We start from the raw sequence: 19,592 nt of genomic DNA on the forward strand, positions 1-19,592 counted from the left end.
GCCAAAACGCACCGGCTCCCGATCGGAGCGTTGCCGCCTCGGCCGAACCTCGAGCGTCTGACGGAGTCACTTCGCAATAGGCACTCACGAGGAAGCGACATGATCCGTCAAGCGACCGCGCTCGGCCTGCTGCTCACTGCAACGCTGAACGTCACCCTGCCCCTGGCCGCCGAAGCCGACAAGGACTGCAACGACAAGCGCCGGGTATTGCAGGAAAAAATCGAAACCGCCCAGCGACAGGGCAATACGGCCGAACTGGATGGGCTGCACCGCGCCCTGGGCAACGTGGACGCCTACTGCAACGACGTCTCGCTGCATCGGCAGCGCCTGGCCAGCGTGGAAGAGGCGCGCCAGGAGGTCGAGCAGCGCAAGCTGGATCTGCGCGAAGCCATGGGCCAGGGCGACCCGGAGAAGATCGCCAAGCACCAGGCCAAACTGGCTGAGGCGCGCGCCGAGCTGGAACAGGCCGAGGCCGAAGCCCGCGCTGTTCAGTAAGCGCGAAACGCCTTGTGGCAGGCCTCGCAGCTGTCCTCGACACGCTGCACCGCCGGCTCCAGCGCCGAGCGACTCAGCGGCGGCGCGGTGGTGACCTGCACCAGCGCAGCCGTGGACGCCTCGAGATCGCGCGCCATCTGCTGGAAGCGCTCCTGGCGCTGCCAGACCTCGTCGGTTGCCTGGCTGCGCTCGTCGTCACGCACCTGCGGGAAGTGCTGCCAGGGCTCGCGGGAAAGCGTGTCCAACTTTGCGGCGCCAGCAATGAAGGCCGCTTCGTCGTAAGGAATGCGCCCGCGCAACATGCCGCCCAGATCCTCGCTGACCTTGAGCATCTGCTTGAACAGCGCCTGGCGTTTGCCCAGCGGCGAATTGGGGTCGACACCGCCACAGGCGGCCAGCGTCAGGCAGGCACAGGCGACCAACAGGAACTTCTTCATCGTCATCGATACGACTTCCCGGCGAGAAGGGGGCGCCAGTATCGCCACTTGCCGCAGCCAGGCCAAGCACGCAAATGTCGCACGAGCGTCCGCGGCCGCACCGCGTCAGCTCGGGTTCAGCTAGCCCGATGACTCAGGCGGCCACTACGAACAACGTGACGATCAGCCCCATGCCGGCGAACCACAGCAGCGAGCGCAATACTCCCCAGCCGGCCAGGTAGCAGATGAAGTACAGCACCCGACTGGCGATGAAGGCCATCGCCAACTGATCGAGCAGCGCCTGCTCGGCGCCACCGGCCAGATGGGCGATGATCACCGCCGCTGCGAAAGCCGGGGTGACTTCGAAGCCATTGAGCTGAGCGTTGTTGGCCCGCTTGCGCCAGCCTTCCAGCGTACCCAGAAAGGCGCGTGGATCCTGGTTGGCCCGCGGCCCGTAGCCAGGGCCGAGAAACTTGGCGGCAGCGGTGCCCAGGTAGGGCAGGAAGATGGCGATCAGTACGCACCAGTAGGCAAGGGTCATGACGGGCTTTCACGGTTGGGAACGGGAAACCAAGCCTGCGCGAGCACCCCGCCCACCTCCATGACTGCCGTCACCGATGATGCCGGCGCTTCGGCCAAGCCTGCGGCCATCTTTGCCAGCGCGGCTCAGCCGGGGAAACGATCCTTGGCGTAGGTGATCGCCGTCTTGCCGTGAGGCGCCGGCAAGCCGTCCTCGCCGAGGTTGACGAACACCAGCTTGTCGATGGTCAGGATGCTCTTGCGGGTGACCTTGTTGCGCACCTCGCAGCACAGGGTGATGGAGGTACGACCGAACTCGGTGGCAGTGATGCCCAGTTCGATGATGTCGCTCTGCCGCGCCGAACTGACGAAGTTGATCTCGGAGATGAACTTGGTCACCACGCGCTGATTGTCGAGCTGGACGATGGCGTAGATCGCCGCTTCTTCATCGATCCATTTCAACAGGCTGCCACCGAACAGGGTGCCATTGGGGTTGAGGTCTTCGGGCTTGATCCACTTGCGAGTGTGGAAGTTCATGCAACGTCCTCCGTGCCAGATGGGGTGCCCATGATGCGCCGCCAACGCTGCGCTTGTCGCGGCATCGCCGGTTATCGGCTCGATAGCCCGCTGAATGCGACGGAAAACCTTGGGCGCCGCCGTTCGGCTCGCTATAATCCACACGTTTCACGCGACCGGCACCGCTCCGGTCGCTCCCGCCACCCGTCCGAGGGGCGCTGCAGCAACCTGGAAGATTTGTTTCGAATCCCAAGCCCGGCATTCCAGCAATGCTTCGCGGCAGATTCGAACCAGCCTTCCAGGCTGTCAGGCTCGGATGGGGCGTTATCCAAACGCATCAACGGCGCCCATTCGCAGACAACGAATGGAGAGCTTTTATGAGCGCTTTCAACGACTACAAGGTCGCCGATATTTCCCTGGCCGATTGGGGCCGCAAAGAACTGACCATCGCCGAATCCGAGATGCCGGCACTGATGGGCCTGCGCCGCAAGTACGCTGCCAGCCAGCCGCTGAAAGGCGCGAAGATCCTCGGCTGCATCCACATGACCATCCAGACCGGCGTGCTGATCGAGACGCTGACCGCCCTGGGCGCCGAAGTGCGCTGGTCGTCGTGCAACATCTTCTCCACCCAGGATCAGGCCGCTGCCGCCATCGCCGCCGCCGGTATCCCGGTATTCGCCTGGAAAGGCGAGACCGAGCAGGAGTACGAGTGGTGCATCGAGCAGACCATCCTCAAGGATGGCCAGCCGTGGGACGCCAACATGGTGCTGGACGACGGTGGTGACCTGACCGAGATCCTGCACAAGAAATACCCGCAGATGCTCGAGCGCATTCACGGCATCACCGAAGAAACCACCACCGGTGTGCACCGCCTGCTCGACATGCTCAAGGCCGGCACCCTGAAAGTCCCGGCGATCAACGTCAACGACGCGGTCACCAAGAGCAAGAACGACAACAAGTACGGCTGCCGTCACAGCCTCAACGACGCCATCAAGCGCGGCACCGACCACCTGCTGTCGGGCAAGCAGGCGCTGGTCATCGGCTACGGCGACGTGGGCAAAGGCTCGGCACAGTCGCTGCGTCAGGAAGGCATGATCGTCAAGGTCACCGAAGTCGACCCGATCTGCGCCATGCAGGCCTGCATGGACGGCTTCGAACTGGTATCGCCCTACATCGACGGCATCAACGATGGCAGCGAAGCCAGCATCGACAAGGCACTGCTGGGCAAGATCGACCTGATCGTCACCACCACCGGTAACGTCAACGTCTGCGATGCCAACATGCTCAAGGCCCTGAAGAAGCGCGCCGTGGTGTGCAACATCGGCCACTTCGACAACGAGATCGACACCGCCTTCATGCGCAAGAACTGGGCGTGGGAAGAGGTCAAGCCGCAGGTGCACAAGATCCACCGCACCGGCGCCGGCAGCTTCGATCCGGCCAACGATGACTACCTGATCCTGCTGGCCGAAGGCCGTCTGGTGAACCTGGGCAACGCCACTGGCCACCCGAGCCGCATCATGGACGGCTCGTTCGCCAACCAGGTGCTGGCGCAGATCTTCCTGTTCGAGCAGAAATTCGCCGACATGCCGGCCGACAAGAAGGCCGCGCGCCTGACCGTCGAAGTGCTGCCGAAGAAGCTCGACGAAGAAGTCGCGCTGGAAATGGTCAAGGGCTTCGGTGGCGTGGTCACCCAACTGACCAAGCAGCAGGCCGAGTACATCGGCGTGTCCGTGGAAGGCCCGTTCAAGCCGGACACCTACCGCTACTAAGGCCACAAGCTTCAGGCCGCAGGCTGCAGGCGAGTCGCTTCGTCTGCAGCCTGTAGCCTGCCGCCCGAAGGAATTTCCCATGTCTCAAGAACGCCGTTACAGCTTCGAGTTCTTCCCCACCAAGACCGAAGCCGGGCATGAAAAACTGATGGAAGTCGCGCGCCAACTGGCGACCTACAACCCAGATTTCTTCTCCTGCACCTATGGCGCAGGCGGTTCGACCCGCGACCGTACACTCAACACCGTGCTGCAACTCGATGGCGAAGTGAAGGTGCCGACCGCACCGCACCTGTCCTGCGTAGGCGATACAAAAGCCGAGCTGAGCGAGCTGCTCAACCTGTACAAGAACGCCGGCATCAAGCGCATCGTCGCCCTGCGTGGCGACCTGCCGTCCGGTATGGGCATGGCCAGCGGCGAGCTGCGCTACGCCAACGAGCTGGTCGAGTTCATCCGCAACGAAACCGGTGATCACTTCCATATCGAAGTCGCCGCCTACCCGGAAATGCATCCGCAGGCACGCAACTTCGAAAGCGACGTCGCCAACTTCGTGCGCAAGGCCAAGGCCGGCGCCGACAGCGCCATCACCCAGTACTTCTTCAACGCCGACAGCTACTTCTACTTCGTCGAACGCGTGCGCAAGTTCGGCGTGGATATCCCCGTGGTGCCGGGCATCATGCCGATCACCAACTACAGCAAGCTGGCGCGCTTCTCCGACGCCTGTGGCGCGGAGATCCCGCGCTGGGTGCGCAAGCAGCTGGAAGCCTACGGTGACGACAGCGACAGCATTCGCGCCTTCGGCGAACAGGTGATCACCGAGATGTGCGAACGCCTGCTGCAAGGCGGCGCGCCGGGCCTGCACTTCTACAGCATGAACCTGGCCGGCCCCAGCCTGGCCATCTGGAACAACCTCGGTCTCAAACGCTAACGGGCAGGGAGCCGCACAGCGGCTCCCACGCTCAAGGACGAGCCCTATGACAATCAAACGCCTGTTCCCCCTCGCCCTGCTCGCCGGCCTGTACGCGCCGACTGCACTGGCCAGCGCCGACATGACCTGCACACCGAGCTGGAAGCTGATTTCCGACGACTTCTCGACGTGCAACAACCTGGCTTTTCTCAGCCCTGGCAACGACAGCCGCGTCAACCTGCAACTGCTGCTCGACGATGCCGGCTACCTGCATCTGAACCGCGAACCACAGGCCATCGATGGCTACGAATATGGCTATGGCCGAGTACCGTTCAGCCTCGGCATGCTCGACCCGGGCCGCCAGGAGACGCCAGCGAGCGACGTGGATGGGCAGCCGGCACCTGATCCGGATGTCACCTACCTGAGCGAAGCCCTGCAGCGTCTTGGCATCCCCAGCGAGGCCGATACCTTCGCCGTACAGCAGTTCGCCGATGGCGAGGGTAACCGCTGCCGCAGCAACGACCTGCCGTCCGTACGCGGCTTCATCGATGCGCTCGATGCAACGCCGCAACTGGCCGCGAGCGAAGCCCAGGCGCTGGCCCGCTCGCGCCTCAACCTGCTGAGCCTGTGCGGCGAAGGCGACCCGCAGCCACAAGACATCCTGCCGCCGGCGACGCAGCTGCAGTCAGCCGCCAGCCAGGATTTCGGCCACTACCTGAGTGGCGCAGACGCGTTCTATCGCGGCGACCTCGACGCCGCCCAGCAGAGTTTCAGCGCACTGACGGACAACCAACAGCCCTGGCTGCGGGAAACCGCGCATTACCTGCTCGGCCGTGTCGCACTGAATCAGGCGCAACTGAACGCGTTCGATGAATACGGCTTCTTCAGCCCAGAGCAGGTCGACAAGACGCACCTGGCAAGCAGCGAGAAAGCCTTCGAGCAGTACCTGCAGAACTACCCACAGGGACTCTACAGCGACTCGGCACGCGGCCTGCTGCGCCGCGTCTACTGGCTTGCGGGCGATACCCGGCGCTTCGCGCAGGCTTTCGCCGAAGCGTTCAGCCAGCGCCCCCAGCCGACCGACCTGCACGCCCTGATCGAAGAACTGGACGGCAAGCTGCTTCCCGGCCTTGCGCCCGAAGCGGTGGAAGATCCCCTGCTGTTGGCCATGGTTGATCTGGTTCGCCTGCGCAATCCAGGCAGCGAACCCCCACGGCTCAGCCTGGAAGAGTTGCAGGCTCAGCAACCGAGCTTCGCCAGCCAGCCTGGCCTGCATGCCTACCTGATGGCTGCCTGGCATTTCTATCGCGGCGGCAATGCCGAGCAGGCTCTGGCAACCTTACCGAAGGCTACTGACGGGCCGATGAACGTCCTCGTCTTCAGCCAGGAAACCCTGCGCGGCCTGGCCATGGAAGCCAAGGGCGATCTGCCGGGTGCGCAGCAGCATTGGCTGGCCCTGCTCGCACGCAGCGAGGATCCATTACAGCAAGCCCAGTTGCAGTTGGCCCTGGCCCTGAACTACGAGCGCAGTGGCCAACTGGACAAGGTGTTTGCCGCCCACTCACCGATCACCACCGCGCCCATCCGCGAACGCCTGCTGGCCTACGGTGCCGGGGCCGACCTGCTGCGTCAGCGGGCTGACAGCGAACAGGCCGCGCCTGGCGAGCGCGAAACGGCGCTGTACACCCTGCTCTATCGCGACCTGAACGACGGCCTCTACGCCGACTTCCTGCGCGATGTCGCCCGCCTCCCCTACAAGCCGGCACAACCACCGCAGCAGTTCGACCCGAATCTGTTCACCTGGGCAGGCGGCAACGACGCCGGCTATGCCTGCCCGGCGCTAACCAAGGTCGTCGAGCGCCTGGCGGCCAACGCCGAAGACGCACAAGGCCTGCTGTGCCTGGGCGACTTCATCCGCGTCAACGGCCTCGACGGTCACAGCCTCGATCAACCGCCGCGCGCCGGCGAACTGGGCAGCGCGCCCAGCCAGTTCCAGGGCTCGCCCCATTCCCGCCTGGCCGGCTACCAGACGCTGATGAAAGCACCCCAGGCCAGCCGCGACGACAAAGCCTATGCGCTGTTTCGCGCCATCAACTGCTACGCCCCCAGCGGCTACAACGGTTGTGACGCTCAGGACATTGCCAAGAGCGAGCGCAAGCAGTGGTTCCAGACCCTCAAGCGGCAATATGCGGACACCCCGTGGGCGCAGCAGCTCAAGTACTACTGGTAGGGTTATTGCTGCTCGCCACCTGCCTGCCGGCAGAGGCCGGGCGCGTCGACGCCGCCGACTACCAGGCCTTCTGGCTCTGGGCAGGCGTCAGGCCACAGCCGGTACTGGCGCAGGCCCACACGTTGTACGTGCTGCAAGGGCAGATCGACGGCCCGCGCCGCGCCGGTGATCCGCCCGCGCGCATGCAGGCGCAGAACCCAGCCATGCCCAGGCTGTCGAAAGACATCGAGGTGTGGCTGGTATATCGCGCTCACACATTGGATTGGAACGAGGCCGTCCACGCCCTGCTGCTGGAGCAGTTGCAACGCTGGCAGCGTGCGGGCAACCGAGTTGCAGGCATCCAGATCGACTTCGATGCACAGACCCTGCACTTGGATCGCTACGCGGCTTTTCTCGAGGATTTGCGTCGACGGCTACCAGCGCACTACCGCCTGGGCATCACTGGCCTGCTCGACTGGGCTGGCAACGCCGACCCGGCGGCACTGAACCGGCTCAGCGGCGTGATCGACGAAGTGGTGATGCAGACCTACCAAAGCCGCCACAGCATCACCGACCACGCGCGCTATCTGCCGAGCATCGCGCGGCTGCAGCTGCCGTTCCGCATCGGCCTGATACAAAACGGCCAGTGGCAGGCGCCGGATTATCTACAAAGCAGCCCATGGTTTCGCGGCTATGTGGTATTTCTGCTGAACCCGAGCGAAAGCGAAAGCACACTCACTGACCGCCAACGGCGTCCCTGAACAACCGATAAAGCAGTCGAAATTCCTCCGCGCCAGCTTTCGGCGCAACCTTGCCATCAAGGACTCTCCTACATGCTCAAACGCTCCACGATCAATGCCTCCGTCAGCCCCAAGGGCAGCCTGGAAACCCTCTCCCAACGCGAAGTGCAGCAACTGCGCGAAACCGGTTCCGGCAGCGTCTACCGCCTGTTCCGCCAGTGCGCCCTTGCGATCCTCAATACCGGTTCGCACAGCGACAACGCCAAGACCATCCTCGAGGCCTACCCGAATTTCGAGGTGAAGATTCACCAGCAAGATCGCGGCATCCGCCTGGAACTGCTCAACGCACCGGCGGACGCCTTCGTCGATGGCGAGATGATCGCCAGCACCCGCGAGATGCTGTTCAGCGCCCTGCGCGACATCGTCTTCACCCAGAGCGAGCTGGAGAACAAGCGCATCGACCTGGACAGCTCCGAAGGCATCACCGATTACGTCTTCCACCTGCTGCGCAACGCCCGCACCCTGCGCAGCGGCGTCGAGCCGAAGATGGTGGTGTGCTGGGGCGGCCACTCGATCAGCACCGAGGAATACAAATACACCAAGAAGGTCGGCCACGAGCTCGGCCTGCGCGGCCTGGACATCTGCACAGGTTGCGGCCCAGGCGTGATGAAGGGGCCGATGAAGGGTGCCACCATCAGCCACGCCAAGCAGCGCAACCTCAAGGGCCGCTACCTGGGGCTGACCGAGCCGGGCATCATCGCCGCCGAGGCGCCAAACCCGATCGTCAACGAGCTGGTGATCCTGCCGGACATCGAGAAGCGCCTGGAGGCCTTCGTCCGCGTCGGCCACGGCATCATCATCTTCCCTGGCGGTGCCGGCACGGCCGAGGAGTTTCTCTACCTGCTGGGCATCCTCACCCACCCGGACAACCAGGATCTGCCCTTCCCGGTCATCCTCACCGGGCCGAAGAGTGCCGCTGCCTACATGGAGCAGTTACATGCATTCATCGGCGCTGCACTGGGCGAAGCGGCGCAGCAGCGCTACCGCATCATCCTCAACGACCCAGCCGAGGTGGCGCGTGCGATGCACGCCGGCATCCGTGAAGTGGAGCGCTTCCGCCGCGAGCGCAACGACGCCTTCCACTTCAACTGGCTGCTGAAGATCGACGAGGGCTTCCAGCATCCCTTCGAACCGACCCACGAAGCCATGGCCGGACTCAACCTGACCCGCCAGCAGCCGCTCCATGAGCTGGCCGCCAACCTGCGCCGCGCCTTCTCCGGCATCGTCGCCGGCAACGTCAAGGAGAACGGCATTCGCCTGATCGAGGAACACGGCCCCTACGAGATCAAGGGCGAGCCCGGCATCATGCAACCGCTGGATCGACTGCTGCAGGCCTTCGTCGAGCAACACCGCATGAAACTCCCGGGCGGCAGCGCCTACGAACCCTGCTACCGCATCGTCTCCTGATCGCCGGTCGTTCAGCGGACAAACCCGCTGAACGCTTTCACCGGATCGGCAAAGTGGTTAATCTGGCGCGATGCCAGTATTTCAGCGCCAAATTATTGCCACACTTCTATTGTGGGGACTCAGCCTCTGCGCCCAGGCGAAAACCCTTCGCCTGGTCACCGAGGCATGGCCGCCTTACGTCTTCGAGCAGGAAGGCCAGCCTGCGGGGCTGGACTACGAAGTCACCCGCGAGGTGCTCAAGCGCCTGAACATCGATCTGCAGTTGCAGTTCATGCCCTGGAAGCGCTGCCTGCTGGCCATGGATCAAGACCTGGCCGATGGCATTCTCGACATCTTCCGCAAGCCGGAACGCGAAGCGCACATGCAGTTCGTCGACGAGCCACTCAGCGATATCGAGTTCGTGCTGTTCTTCGCCCGCAGTCGTCCGTTCCCGTTTCGTGATCTGGCGGATCTGCACGGTCGGGTGATCGGCACCTCGCCCGGCTACTGGTACCACAACGACGCCTTCCAGACTTCCAGCGCATTCATCCTCGAAGAAGCCCCCACCCATGAAGCCAACTTCGGCAAGCTGGTGCGGCATCGCATCGATCTGGTAGTCAATGACCGACGCACGGGACTCATGCTGAGCCAGCAGATGGGGTTGGAGACGGAAATCGGTTACAACGCCACGGTACTGGGGCGCGATCGCCTGTTTCTGGCGCTGCGCAAGACACCCGAGCTGCGGCAGATGGCCGGAGCATTCGCCCGAGAGCTGCGTCGCTTCAAGACTGAACCGAGCTACCAGCGCCTGCGGCAACGCTACCTCGAGTCGCTCGAGCACCCCTGAACGCTCAGGCCGTGACCTATCCGACAGGCTGAGGGATGCGCAAGCCGCATGCTCTGTTATACTCGGGCCTTCCCGCCAGGCTTGCGCCCGGATGCTGGTTCTCGGAAATCAGCAGTACCGGACGGGATCATGCCCCCCAATGCGTGATTCAAGCCAGGCTCTACACCCCCAGGGCCACGCCCTCACTAGTACAGGATTGCTCATGTCCTTTGCCTCCCTCGGTCTCTCCGAGGCTTTAGTCCGTGCGGTCGAATCCGCCGGCTACACCCAACCCACTCCGGTGCAACAGCGGGCCATTCCCGCCGTGTTGCAAGGTCGCGACCTGATGGTGGCGGCCCAGACGGGTACAGGTAAGACGGGCGGCTTCGCCCTGCCGATCCTCGAGCGCCTGTTCCCGGGCGGCCATCCGGATCGCGAACAACGTCACGGCCCGAAACAACCGCGCGTACTGGTGCTGACACCGACCCGCGAGCTGGCCGCCCAGGTGCACGACAGCTTCAAGATCTACGCCCGTGACCTGAAATTCGTCAGCGCCTGCATCTTCGGCGGTGTCGGCATGAACCCGCAGGTGCAGGCCCTGGCCAAGGGCGTCGACGTGCTCGTCGCCTGCCCCGGTCGTCTGCTCGACCTGGCCAACCAGAAAGCCATCGACCTGTCGCATGTAGAAATTCTCGTGCTCGATGAAGCCGACCGCATGCTCGACATGGGCTTCATCCACGACGTCAAGAAGGTGCTGGCCAAGCTGCCCACCCAGCGCCAGAACCTGCTGTTCTCGGCGACCTTCTCCAAGGACATCACCGACCTGGCCGGCAAGCTGCTGCACAACCCGGAACGCATCGAGGTCACGCCGCCGAACACCACGGTCGAGCGCATCGAACAGCGCGCGTTCCGTCTGGCAGCCAGCCACAAGCGCGCGCTGCTCGCCCACCTGATCACCCAGGGCGCCTGGGAACAGGTGCTGGTGTTCACCCGTACCAAGCACGGCGCCAACCGCCTGGCCGAATACCTCGACAAGCACGGTTTGCCGGCTGCCGCGATCCACGGCAACAAGAGCCAGAACGCGCGCACCAAGGCCCTGGCCGACTTCAAGGCGAACAAGGTGCGTATCCTCGTCGCCACCGATATCGCCGCACGCGGCCTGGATATCGATCAACTGCCGCATGTGGTCAACTTCGAGCTGCCCAACGTCGAGGAAGACTACGTACACCGCATCGGCCGTACCGGTCGTGCCGGCCGCAGCGGTGAGGCCATTTCCCTGGTCGCTCCGGACGAGGAGAAACTGCTCAAGAGCATCGAGCGGATGACCAAGCAGAAGATCCCCGACGGCGATCTGCTGGGTTTCGACGCCAGCGCCGTGGAAGCGGAACGTCCGGAAGTGCGCGAGCCACGCCAGCCGCGTGGCGGGCAACGCGGCCAGAAACCGCAGAAAGCCCAGAACGGCGGCGAAGGCAAAGCCAAGGCCGAACATGACAATGGCGGCCGCAAGGACAAGGGTAAGGACGCAGGCAAGGAGCAGCCAGCCAAACCGCGCCGCGACCGCAAGCGCCGCGCGCCCAAGAGCGACGGTGCAACGGCCAGCCCGGCCGCGCCGGCACTGCCGCCGAACCGTGACCCGGAGGAGTTTCTCGACGACGAGATCGACAACTTCGGTAACCGCGTCGACTACGTCAGCCCCAACCAGAACAAGTCGCAGCGTGGCCGTCGTGGCGGCGCCCCAGCGGGTGCAGCCCAAGGTGCTCCGCGCCCGGCCAACAAACCACCGCGCAACAATGGCGGCGCCAAGCCAGCAGGCCAAGGCCAGGGTGGCAAGAACCGTCGCCAGGGCGCAGGCAGCGGCGGACAGGGCCGCAACGGCGGTGGGGCACGTCGCCCCGCTCACGATGGCCGCGTTACCTCGCTGGATCGTGATGAGCTGCCACGCTCTGAAGCAGCCGTGCGCAACCCGCGCGAACGTCAGCCGGTCATCGTGCACAAGAGCTCGCGCCTGGATCGCTTCCCGACGCCGGAACAGCTCGACGAACTGGCCACCAGCAGCCGTCCGCGTGGCGAGAAGCCGGCCCTGCTGACGCGCAACCGCGATGAATAAGCACGCGTAGCAGCAACGAAAACGCCGCCCCTAGGGGCGGCGTTTTCGTTATTGCCAGAGGCAAGCGGATGAACGGCTGAATAGCCCTCTCCCATATGGGGGAGAGGGTCATCAGCCAGGCCGCAAGCGGCCGCTTTCTTTACTGACGAACACCTTCGATGGAGATGATCAGCTCGACGGTTTCCGAAGCCGGGCCGAGATCCATGGAAATGTCGAAGTCCTTCATCTTGATGGTGGTGGTGCCTTCGAAGCCGGCGCGGTAGCCGCCCCACGGATCCTTGCCTTCACCGATGAACTTGGCCGCGAATACGACCGGCTTGGTCACGCCGTTCAGCGTCAGGTTACCGGTGACGTCAGCGGTGCCTTCACCGGTGGACTTGACCGAGGTGGACTCGAAAGTCGCGGTGTCGTGGGCCGCGACGTTGAGGAAGTCGGCGCTGCGGATGTGCTTGTCACGCTCGGCGTGGTTGGTGTCGACGCTGGCGGTCTTCAGGGTCACGCTGACCTTGCTGGCCTCGGGCTTGGCCGCATCGAAGCTGAACTTGCCGTCGAAATCCTTGAAGGTACCGTACAGCCAGCTGTAGCCCAGGTGGCTGATCTTGAAGTTGACGAAGGCGTGCTGGCCCTTCTTGTCGATCACGTAATCGGCAGCCATGGCCTGAGCGCCGATCAGAGCGGAACCGAGCACCAGCGCGGCGAGAGTTTTCTTCAGCATCTTGAGTCTCCTTGCAGGTCGTATCGAAAGTGGGGCAAGCCGTTTGCCCGAGATGGATTCAACGTCCGAACATGCGCAGCAACGTGCTGTCGCGGTCGATGAAGTGATGTTTGAGCGCCGCCAGGCCGTGGACACCGGCAAAGATCACCAGGCCCCAGGCAAGAATGCGATGAATATCGCCAGCCACGTCTTCCTGGTCGGGAATGCCGGTGAACGTGGCGGGCACGGTGAACAGGCCGAACACCTCGATGCCACGGCCATCGGCGGTGGAAATCAGGTAACCGGTGATCATCACGCCGAACAGGCCCAGATACAGCAGCCCGTGGCCGAGCTTGGAGGCCAGACGGGTCATGGCACCGTGGCTGGCCAGCGCTGCCGGCGAGGGATTGAGCAGACGCCAGAGCACCCGCAGCAGCATCAGACCGAACAGCAGCAGGCCGATGCTCTTGTGCAGGTCGGGCGCCTCTTGCCGCCACGGATCGTAGTAGCTCAAGCCCACCATCCAGTAACCGAGGGCGAAAAGCCCGAAGACCGCCAGAGCCACCAGCCAGTGCAGCGAAATGCTGACCAGACCATAACGAGCGGGAGAGTTGCGCCACTGCATGCCATGTATCCCTGATAAGGAAGTGGAGAAAGGTTATCGATAAAAGCATCGAATTAAAGGGGAATTTTTCGCTTGGAAATATCGAGAAATACGATAACTAAATGCCTCATTCCAGCGCGACCTCGTTAGTGACAAACGGGATGACAAAGTTGCTCGCCTGCCGCCAGGCGGCTCGGTTAGAGGGATGGGTGGCAATGGGTGAAACCGGGCGAGCATCTGCTAGGCTGTGCGGCCGAGAATTGGGAGAACCGTCATGAGCCTGAACGACCAGTGGATGCAGCGCGACCTCGAGGTGCTGTGGCACCCCTGCACCCAGATGAAGGATCACGAACGCCTGCCACTGATCCCGATTCGACGCGGCCAGGGCGTGTGGCTGGAAGACTTCGACGGCAAGCGCTACCTCGATGCGGTCAGCTCCTGGTGGGTCAATGTCTTCGGTCACGGCAACCCGCGTATCAATGCACGCATCCGTGAGCAACTGGAAAGCCTGGAGCACGTGATGCTCGCCGGCTTCACCCATGAGCCCGTGGTCGAACTGTCCGAACGCCTGGTGCAGATCACCCCGGAGGGGCTGAACAAGGTGTTCTACGCCGACAACGGCTCCTCGGGCATCGAAGTGGCGCTGAAGATGAGCTTCCACTACTGGCTCAACAGCGGCCAATCGAACAAGAAGCGCTTCATCACCCTGAGCAACAGCTACCACGGCGAAACGGTGGCGGCCATGTCGGTCGGCGACGTGTCGCTGTTCACCGACACCTACAAGGCGCTGCTGCTCGATACCCTCAAGGTGCCCAGCCCGGACTGCTATCTGCGCCCCGAGGGCGTGAGCTGGGAGGAGCATTCGCGCGTCATGTTCGCCCATATGGAGCAGGCGCTGGCAGAACACCACCACGAAGTCGCCGCCGTGATCGTCGAGCCGCTGATCCAGGGCGCGGGCGGCATGCGCATGTACCACCCGATCTACCTCAAGCTGCTGCGCGAGGCCTGCGACCGCTATGGCGTGCACCTGATCCATGACGAAATCGCCGTTGGCTTCGGTCGCACCGGCACGATGTTCGCCTGCGAACAGGCCGGCATCACCCCGGATTTCCTGGTGCTGTCCAAGGCGCTGACCGGCGGTTACCTGCCGATGGCCGCCGTGCTCACCACCGATCAGGTCTACAGCGCCTTCTACGACGACTACGCCACGCTGCGCGCCTTCCTCCATTCACACACCTACACCGGCAATCCGCTGGCCTGCGCGGCTGCCCTGGCGACCCTGGACATCTTCCGTGATGACGATGTGATCGAACGCAACAAGGCACTGGCTGCGCGCATGGCCAGCGCAACGGCGCACCTGGTCGACCACCCGCATGTCGCCGAAGTACGCCAGACCGGCATGGCCCTGGCCATCGAGATGGTCGCCGAGAAGGCGAGCAAGACCGCCTATCCCTGGCAGCAGCGCCGCGGCCTGGCGGTTTACCAGCACGCCCTGTCGCGCGGCGCGCTGCTGCGCCCGCTGGGCAGCGTGGTGTACTTCCTGCCACCGTACGTGATCACCCCGCAAGAGATCGACTTTCTCGCCGAGGTGGCCAGCGAAGGCATCGACATCGCTACCCGCGAATCGATCAGCGTGGCGGTGGACAACCGCTACCCCGATCATCGCGATCCGGGCTGAAACGGCCACAGGCTTCAGGCCGTACGCTGCAGGCGTTAGACTGCGCGCCTAAAGCCTGCTGCCTGTAGCCTGAAGCCCTATGCGCCTATCCCGTTTCTTCATCGACGCTCCACTCTCCCTCGGCCAACACGAACTACCCGAGGCTCAGGCCCACTACATCGGCCGCGTGCTGCGCCATGCAGTCGGCGACGCCGTGCAACTGTTCGATGGCAGTGGCCAGGAATACCTCGGCGAACTGATCGAGGTGGGCAAGAAGAACGTAAGGGTCGAGTTGCGCGAGGCGTTCACCGGCCTGGCCGAGTCGCCACTGCGCATCCATCTGGGCCAGGGCCTGTCGCGTGGCGAGCGGATGGACTGGGCCATTCAGAAAGCCACCGAGCTGGGTGCCAGCGAGATCACCCCGATCGTTTCCGAGCGCTGCGAGGTGCGTCTGAAGGACGAGCGCGCCGACAAGCGCATGGCCCATTGGCGCCAGGTGGCGATCAGCGCCTGCGAGCAGTGCGGGCGCTCGGTGCCGCCGGTGATTCATCCGCCGCTGGAACTGGCGGCCTGGTTGCAACAGGTCGAGGCCGATTTGAAGCTGGTGCTGCACCCGGTTGCAGAACCCTGGGCCAGTCACGTTCCGCCGCGTTCACTGGCGTTTCTGATCGGCCCGGAAGGCGGCTTGAGCGATGCCGAAGTCGACCAGGCCAAGGGCGCAGACTTCCACGCCGCCCGCCTGGGGCCGCGCGTCCTGCGTACGGAGACCGCCCCCGTGGTGGCGCTTAGCATCGCACAGCAGCTGTGGGGCGACTTGTAGGCAGGAAATGTCGCCTCGACGTAACAAAATGTGACCTCAAGAGATTGCAAGCCGGGCAGTCTTTGTCATGCTCTGCGCGCCGCGTGCGCGACCTGCTTTACCAGCAACCTGCGCCCGGCTGAGGCCGGCGCCTGAGCTGCGTCGCCCCTCTTCCAATAACAAATCAACGGGTAACGGCTCCGCCCAAAAGGCGACCGCAAGCCCAGGAGCATTGCATGAACGAACTGGTCTCGACCCTCAACGGTCTGGTCTGGAGCCCGGCGCTGATTTACCTCTGTCTCGGCGTGGGTCTCTACTTCTCTCTGCGCGGTCGCTTTCTCCAGGTCCGTCACTTCAAGGAAATGATTCGCCTGATGTTCGCCGGGCGTACCGACGAACACGGCATCACCTCGTTCCAGGCACTGACCATGACCCTCGCCGGTCGCGTCGGTACCGGCAACATCGCCGGTGTGGCCACCGCCATCACCTTCGGTGGCCCGGGCGCCGTGTTCTGGATGTGGATGGTCGCCTTCCTCGGCGCCAGCTCGGCATTCGTCGAATCCACCCTCGGCCAGGTGTACAAGGAGAAGCTCAACGGTGAATACCGCGGCGGCCCGGCCTTCTACATCGAGCGCGGCCTGGGTCTGAAGTGGTACGCCTGGCTGTTCGCCATCGTCACCGTATTCGCCTGCGGCCTGCTGCTGCCGGGCGTGCAGGCCAACTCCATCGCCTCCAGCGCCAACACCGCCTTCGGTATCGACCCGAACGTCACCGCAGCCGCACTGGCCGTGCTGATCGGCCTGATCATCTTCGGCGGCGTCAAGCGCATCGCCCACTTCACCCAGGTGGTGGTGCCGTTCATGGCGCTGGGCTACATCCTGGTCGCCCTGGTGATCATCCTGCTGAACATCGGCCAACTGCCGGATGTGCTCGCGCTGATCTTCAAGAGTGCCTTCGGTATGGACGCTGGTTTCGGCGCCATTCTCGGTATGGCCATCCAGTGGGGCGTGAAACGCGGCGTCTACTCCAACGAAGCTGGCCAGGGCACCGGCCCGCACGCCTCGTCCGCCGCGGCTGTAAGCCACCCGGCCAAGCAGGGCCTGGTGCAGGGCTTCTCGGTCTATGTCGACACCCTGTTCGTCTGCTCGGCCACCGCCTTCATGCTGCTGATCACTGGTCAGTACAACGTGCAGGCGCCGGACGGTAGCGCGCTGTTCACCGGTATCGCCGGTGTCGCCGCTGGCCCGGGTTACGTGCAGACGGCCATGGAGAACATGATGCCCGGCTTCGGCAACGCCTTCGTCGCCATTGCCCTGTTCTTCTTCGCCTTCACCACCATCCTGGCGTACTACTACATCGCCGAAACCAACATCGCCTACATCAACCGCAAGGTGAACCGCCCCATCCTCACCCTGCTGCTGAAGTTCGGCATCATCGCTGCGACCGTTTACGGTACCGTGCACAGCGCCACCTTCGCTTGGGATCTGGGTGACCTCGGCGTGGGCCTGATGGCCTGGCTGAACATCATCGCCATCATCCTGATGCACAAGGTTGCCTACAAGTGTCTGAAGGATTACGAAGAGCAGCAGGATCAGGGCAAGGATCCGGTGTTCCACCCCGAGAAACTCGGCATCAAGAATGCCGACTACTGGGGCAATCACACCTCGGAAGACAACCTCGCCGCCGAGAAGGCTGAAGAAGCGCAGCAATCGCAGCGCTGATGCGCCTACAGAGTCGCCCGGGCTGAGCCCTGGGTGACACTGGCAGCACCCTAGAAATCCGATGTCGCCATGGCGGCATCGGATTTTTTGTTTCTGGTGTATTGGGTAAGGCGGTTTCCTGCATCTGGAACTATCGGTTTCACTCGGCAGCAGTAGGGCGGATCGAAGCGCCGCATGGCTGGCTTGATACCCCGCAAAGAATCTCCCTGAAAATCACCCCAACCCACGCAAGGTCAGCGCCGCCAGCGCCAGCAACAACACCCCACACCCGGCATAACTCAGACGATGCCAGAGCAACGAAGTATTGCGCCGCAGCCAATCCACCAGCGCCGCACAAACGAAACACCAGACCAGCGAAGCGAGCATGAAGCCGGCGAAGAACACCAGCATCTGTTCGCTCGTCGGCGTGCCCTCGACGATCCCGGCCAGCGCACTGCCCAACGCGCCCCAGAACACGATGTTCTTCGGGTTGGATAGCGACAGCAACGCGCCAGCGGCAAAGGCGCTGCGAGCCTGTGCGTCGCCTTCTTCCTCCTGTTGTGGCGGCTGCCAGGCATCGCGCAGGCCCTGCACGCCCAGCCAGGCCAGATAGGCGGCGCTGGCCAGCGTCAACGGCACGCGTACGCTGTCCTGGCCGAGCAGCAACACCAGGCCGCTCAGGCCGATCAACGCCCACAGCGCATCACCGATCAACGAGCCAAGCTGCACCAGCAATGCCGGGCGATAGCCGCCACTGAGACCACGACGCAAGGTTTCACTGAATACCGCCCCTGGCGAGATGACGAACGCCAGACCGAACAGCACGGCAGCGATAAAGACCGTCAACATGACTCGACTCCCCCTCTAAAGATGGCGCCGATTATGGCGTGGCGCCAAGGGAGACGCTTGAACCGGATTGCTCAGCAGCGCAGCAAGGCCTGATAGCGCCCGGGGCTGATGCCGTAGGCAGCGCGGAAGTGTCGGTTCAGATGGCTCTGGTCGGCAAAGCCCAGCGCATGAGCCACTTCGCCGGCAGGCCTGCCCTGACGCAACAGCCCCTGTGCACGACGCGTGCGCAGTTGCATGGTCCACTGCCTGGGGCTGAGGCCGGTGTGTTTCTGGAAGCTGCGCAGCAGATGGAATTTCGACAGACCCAGTTCGCTGGCCATTTCCTCGAGGCTAGGGCTGCGCTGCAGATTGGCAGCCAGCAACTCCTGCAGGCGACGCACGGCGGCATGCCCTACCTCGCGGCGTGACACCAGACCGACACCAGCACCGGCGGCTACCCGCGCCAGGAGCAGGGTCAGGCGCTCCTCGCCGCGCTCGCGCCAGAGCATATCCTCACTCAGGCAGGCCTCGACGGCGCGACCCAGCTCGTTCGCCAGCAGTGCATCATCCTGCCAGGGGCGCTCGAACTGCACGGCACTCAAGCCCAGGCTGGCCGCCAGACTCTCCACCGGCAGATAGACCCCGACATAGCGCCACGGCTGCCCCTCGGCTGCGCCGCCGCCCTGGATTTCGCCGGGATTGTAGGTGGTGATGCAGCCGGCAGGAGCCGTGAAGGTACGACCATCCAGCCACACCTGCTCTTCGCCCAGCAGGTTGGCGCTGATGACGAATTCGTCGTGGCTGTGCTTGTCGAAGTGCTGGCCAGACGACGCGCAACTGGCGACCTCGAGATCGCCCAGACGCGCCAGGCGCAAGCGGCCGTCAGATGATTCCGGCATCTTCGAGCAACTGCTCGAGGCCGATCAGGTCGGGAATACGCACCACGTCCTCACCGACCCGAGCTGCGCCCAGTTCCAGCGGAGCCAACGCCACATCGGCGGCTGGCAGGTCGCTCTCGACCTTCAACGAACGCGGAATACCCTGCACCAGCAAGGCAATGAACTTGACCTTGGCACGCCCACCGAGGGCGTTGAGCACGGCTACCCGGGCACTGCCGCCGAGTTGCGCCTGGGCGCCACTGGCAGCCTCGAACGACAACAGCGGCAGACGCAGGTCACGCCAGGCGATCTGACCGAGATACCAGTCCGGCATGCCCTCACCCGCTTGCGGTGCGCGGTAGGGAATCAGCTCGGCGACAGCGACGTTGGGCAGCAGCAGGGTACGGTCGGCCAGCGGCACCAGCAGGCCGGTAAGGCTGGCGGCACTGTTCTGGGTGGCAACGGCTTGGCTCATGGAAACGTCC

General features: G+C 63.8%; 19 protein-coding genes and 1 riboswitch. Of the genes, 11 read left to right on the plus strand and 8 right to left on the minus strand.

The genetic code is table 11. The features are described from left to right. Positions 1-99 precede the first annotated feature (99 nt). Complete coding sequence (locus tag VC352_RS09890) at positions 100-495, plus strand: DUF1090 domain-containing protein (protein WP_322979400.1); 396 nt, start codon at positions 100-102, stop codon at positions 493-495. Here VC352_RS09890 and VC352_RS09895 read toward each other — a convergent pair. The 3 genes from VC352_RS09895 to VC352_RS09905 form a co-directional block, all read right to left on the minus strand. After that, the gene (locus VC352_RS09895) at positions 489-938 is read right to left on the minus strand and encodes a cytochrome c (RefSeq protein WP_322979401.1); all 450 of its coding nucleotides are present in this window, start codon (positions 936-938) and stop codon (positions 489-491) included. The two genes, VC352_RS09890 and VC352_RS09895, sit on opposite strands and share 7 nt — an antisense overlap. Positions 939-1,065: 127 nt before the next feature. Next, the gene (locus VC352_RS09900; RefSeq protein ID WP_322979402.1) at positions 1,066-1,452 is read right to left on the minus strand and encodes an MAPEG family protein; all 387 of its coding nucleotides are present in this window, start codon (positions 1,450-1,452) and stop codon (positions 1,066-1,068) included. A gap of 125 nt (positions 1,453-1,577) precedes the next feature. Continuing rightward, positions 1,578-1,967 (minus strand): acyl-CoA thioesterase, encoded by a 390-nt coding sequence (locus tag VC352_RS09905; RefSeq protein WP_116617730.1) that lies wholly within the window; start codon positions 1,965-1,967, stop codon positions 1,578-1,580. A 183-nt stretch (positions 1,968-2,150) separates the two neighbouring features. Beyond that, positions 2,151-2,302, plus strand: a riboswitch (S-adenosyl-L-homocysteine riboswitch). A 21-nt stretch (positions 2,303-2,323) separates the two neighbouring features. Between VC352_RS09905 and ahcY the strand changes: the two genes are divergently transcribed. The 7 genes from ahcY (at position 2,324) to VC352_RS09940 (ending at position 11,947) form a co-directional block, all read left to right on the plus strand. Continuing rightward, the gene (ahcY, locus tag VC352_RS09910) at positions 2,324-3,715 is read left to right on the plus strand and encodes an adenosylhomocysteinase (RefSeq protein ID WP_322979403.1); all 1,392 of its coding nucleotides are present in this window, start codon (positions 2,324-2,326) and stop codon (positions 3,713-3,715) included. A 79-nt stretch (positions 3,716-3,794) separates the two neighbouring features. After that, on the plus strand, positions 3,795-4,640 hold the full coding sequence (metF, locus tag VC352_RS09915) for a methylenetetrahydrofolate reductase [NAD(P)H] (RefSeq protein ID WP_322979404.1): 846 nt from the start codon (positions 3,795-3,797) through the stop codon (positions 4,638-4,640). A gap of 46 nt (positions 4,641-4,686) precedes the next feature. Next, the gene (locus VC352_RS09920) at positions 4,687-6,849 is read left to right on the plus strand and encodes a hypothetical protein (protein WP_322979405.1); all 2,163 of its coding nucleotides are present in this window, start codon (positions 4,687-4,689) and stop codon (positions 6,847-6,849) included. Beyond that, the gene (locus VC352_RS09925) at positions 6,819-7,589 is read left to right on the plus strand and encodes a DUF3142 domain-containing protein (RefSeq protein WP_416340134.1); all 771 of its coding nucleotides are present in this window, start codon (positions 6,819-6,821) and stop codon (positions 7,587-7,589) included. Before VC352_RS09920 ends, VC352_RS09925 begins: the two co-directional genes overlap by 31 nt. Positions 7,590-7,661: 72 nt before the next feature. Beyond that, the gene (gene ppnN / locus VC352_RS09930) at positions 7,662-9,035 is read left to right on the plus strand and encodes a nucleotide 5'-monophosphate nucleosidase PpnN (RefSeq protein ID WP_322979407.1); all 1,374 of its coding nucleotides are present in this window, start codon (positions 7,662-7,664) and stop codon (positions 9,033-9,035) included. Between the two features lie 70 nt (positions 9,036-9,105). Further along, entirely contained in the window at positions 9,106-9,861 is a 756-nt protein-coding gene (locus VC352_RS09935; protein WP_416340135.1) for a substrate-binding periplasmic protein, read from the plus strand. Between the two features lie 202 nt (positions 9,862-10,063). Then, a complete protein-coding gene (locus tag VC352_RS09940) occupies positions 10,064-11,947 on the plus strand; it encodes a DEAD/DEAH box helicase (protein WP_322979409.1) in 1,884 nt (627 codons plus the stop codon). Positions 11,948-12,086: 139 nt separating this feature from the next. On the opposite strand, the gene VC352_RS09945 is transcribed toward VC352_RS09940, so the two are convergent. Beyond that, positions 12,087-12,662: a YceI family protein gene (locus tag VC352_RS09945; RefSeq protein WP_322979410.1), complete on the minus strand. Its 576-nt coding sequence runs from the start codon at positions 12,660-12,662 to the stop codon at positions 12,087-12,089. Positions 12,663-12,720: 58 nt separating this feature from the next. After that, a complete protein-coding gene (locus tag VC352_RS09950) occupies positions 12,721-13,266 on the minus strand; it encodes a cytochrome b (RefSeq protein WP_322979411.1) in 546 nt (181 codons plus the stop codon). A 253-nt stretch (positions 13,267-13,519) separates the two neighbouring features. Here VC352_RS09950 and VC352_RS09955 point away from each other — a divergent pair, with 253 nt between their 5' ends. From VC352_RS09955 to VC352_RS09965, 3 genes are all read left to right on the plus strand, one after another. Then, positions 13,520-14,923 carry an adenosylmethionine--8-amino-7-oxononanoate transaminase gene (locus VC352_RS09955; protein ID WP_322979412.1) on the plus strand — a complete coding sequence of 468 codons (1,404 nt, stop codon included), beginning with the start codon at positions 13,520-13,522 and terminating at the stop codon, positions 14,921-14,923. A 79-nt stretch (positions 14,924-15,002) separates the two neighbouring features. Further along, entirely contained in the window at positions 15,003-15,722 is a 720-nt protein-coding gene (locus tag VC352_RS09960; RefSeq protein ID WP_322979413.1) for a 16S rRNA (uracil(1498)-N(3))-methyltransferase, read from the plus strand. Between the two features lie 215 nt (positions 15,723-15,937). Then, on the plus strand, positions 15,938-17,422 hold the full coding sequence (locus VC352_RS09965) for an alanine/glycine:cation symporter family protein (RefSeq protein WP_322979414.1): 1,485 nt from the start codon (positions 15,938-15,940) through the stop codon (positions 17,420-17,422). Between the two features lie 213 nt (positions 17,423-17,635). Here the strand turns inward: VC352_RS09965 and VC352_RS09970 are convergent, their stop codons facing one another. The 3 genes from VC352_RS09970 to VC352_RS09980 form a co-directional block, all read right to left on the minus strand. Then, a complete protein-coding gene (locus VC352_RS09970; protein ID WP_159969964.1) occupies positions 17,636-18,250 on the minus strand; it encodes a LysE family translocator in 615 nt (204 codons plus the stop codon). Between the two features lie 71 nt (positions 18,251-18,321). Continuing rightward, on the minus strand, positions 18,322-19,128 hold the full coding sequence (locus VC352_RS09975) for an AraC family transcriptional regulator (protein ID WP_322979415.1): 807 nt from the start codon (positions 19,126-19,128) through the stop codon (positions 18,322-18,324). Continuing rightward, entirely contained in the window at positions 19,112-19,582 is a 471-nt protein-coding gene (locus VC352_RS09980; RefSeq protein WP_322979416.1) for a chemotaxis protein CheW, read from the minus strand. The genes VC352_RS09975 and VC352_RS09980 overlap by 17 nt, the downstream gene beginning before the upstream one ends. Positions 19,583-19,592 lie beyond the last annotated feature (10 nt).

This window comes from Pseudomonas sp. C11 (genome assembly GCF_034683865.1).
GTDB lineage: Bacteria > Pseudomonadota > Gammaproteobacteria > Pseudomonadales > Pseudomonadaceae > Aquipseudomonas.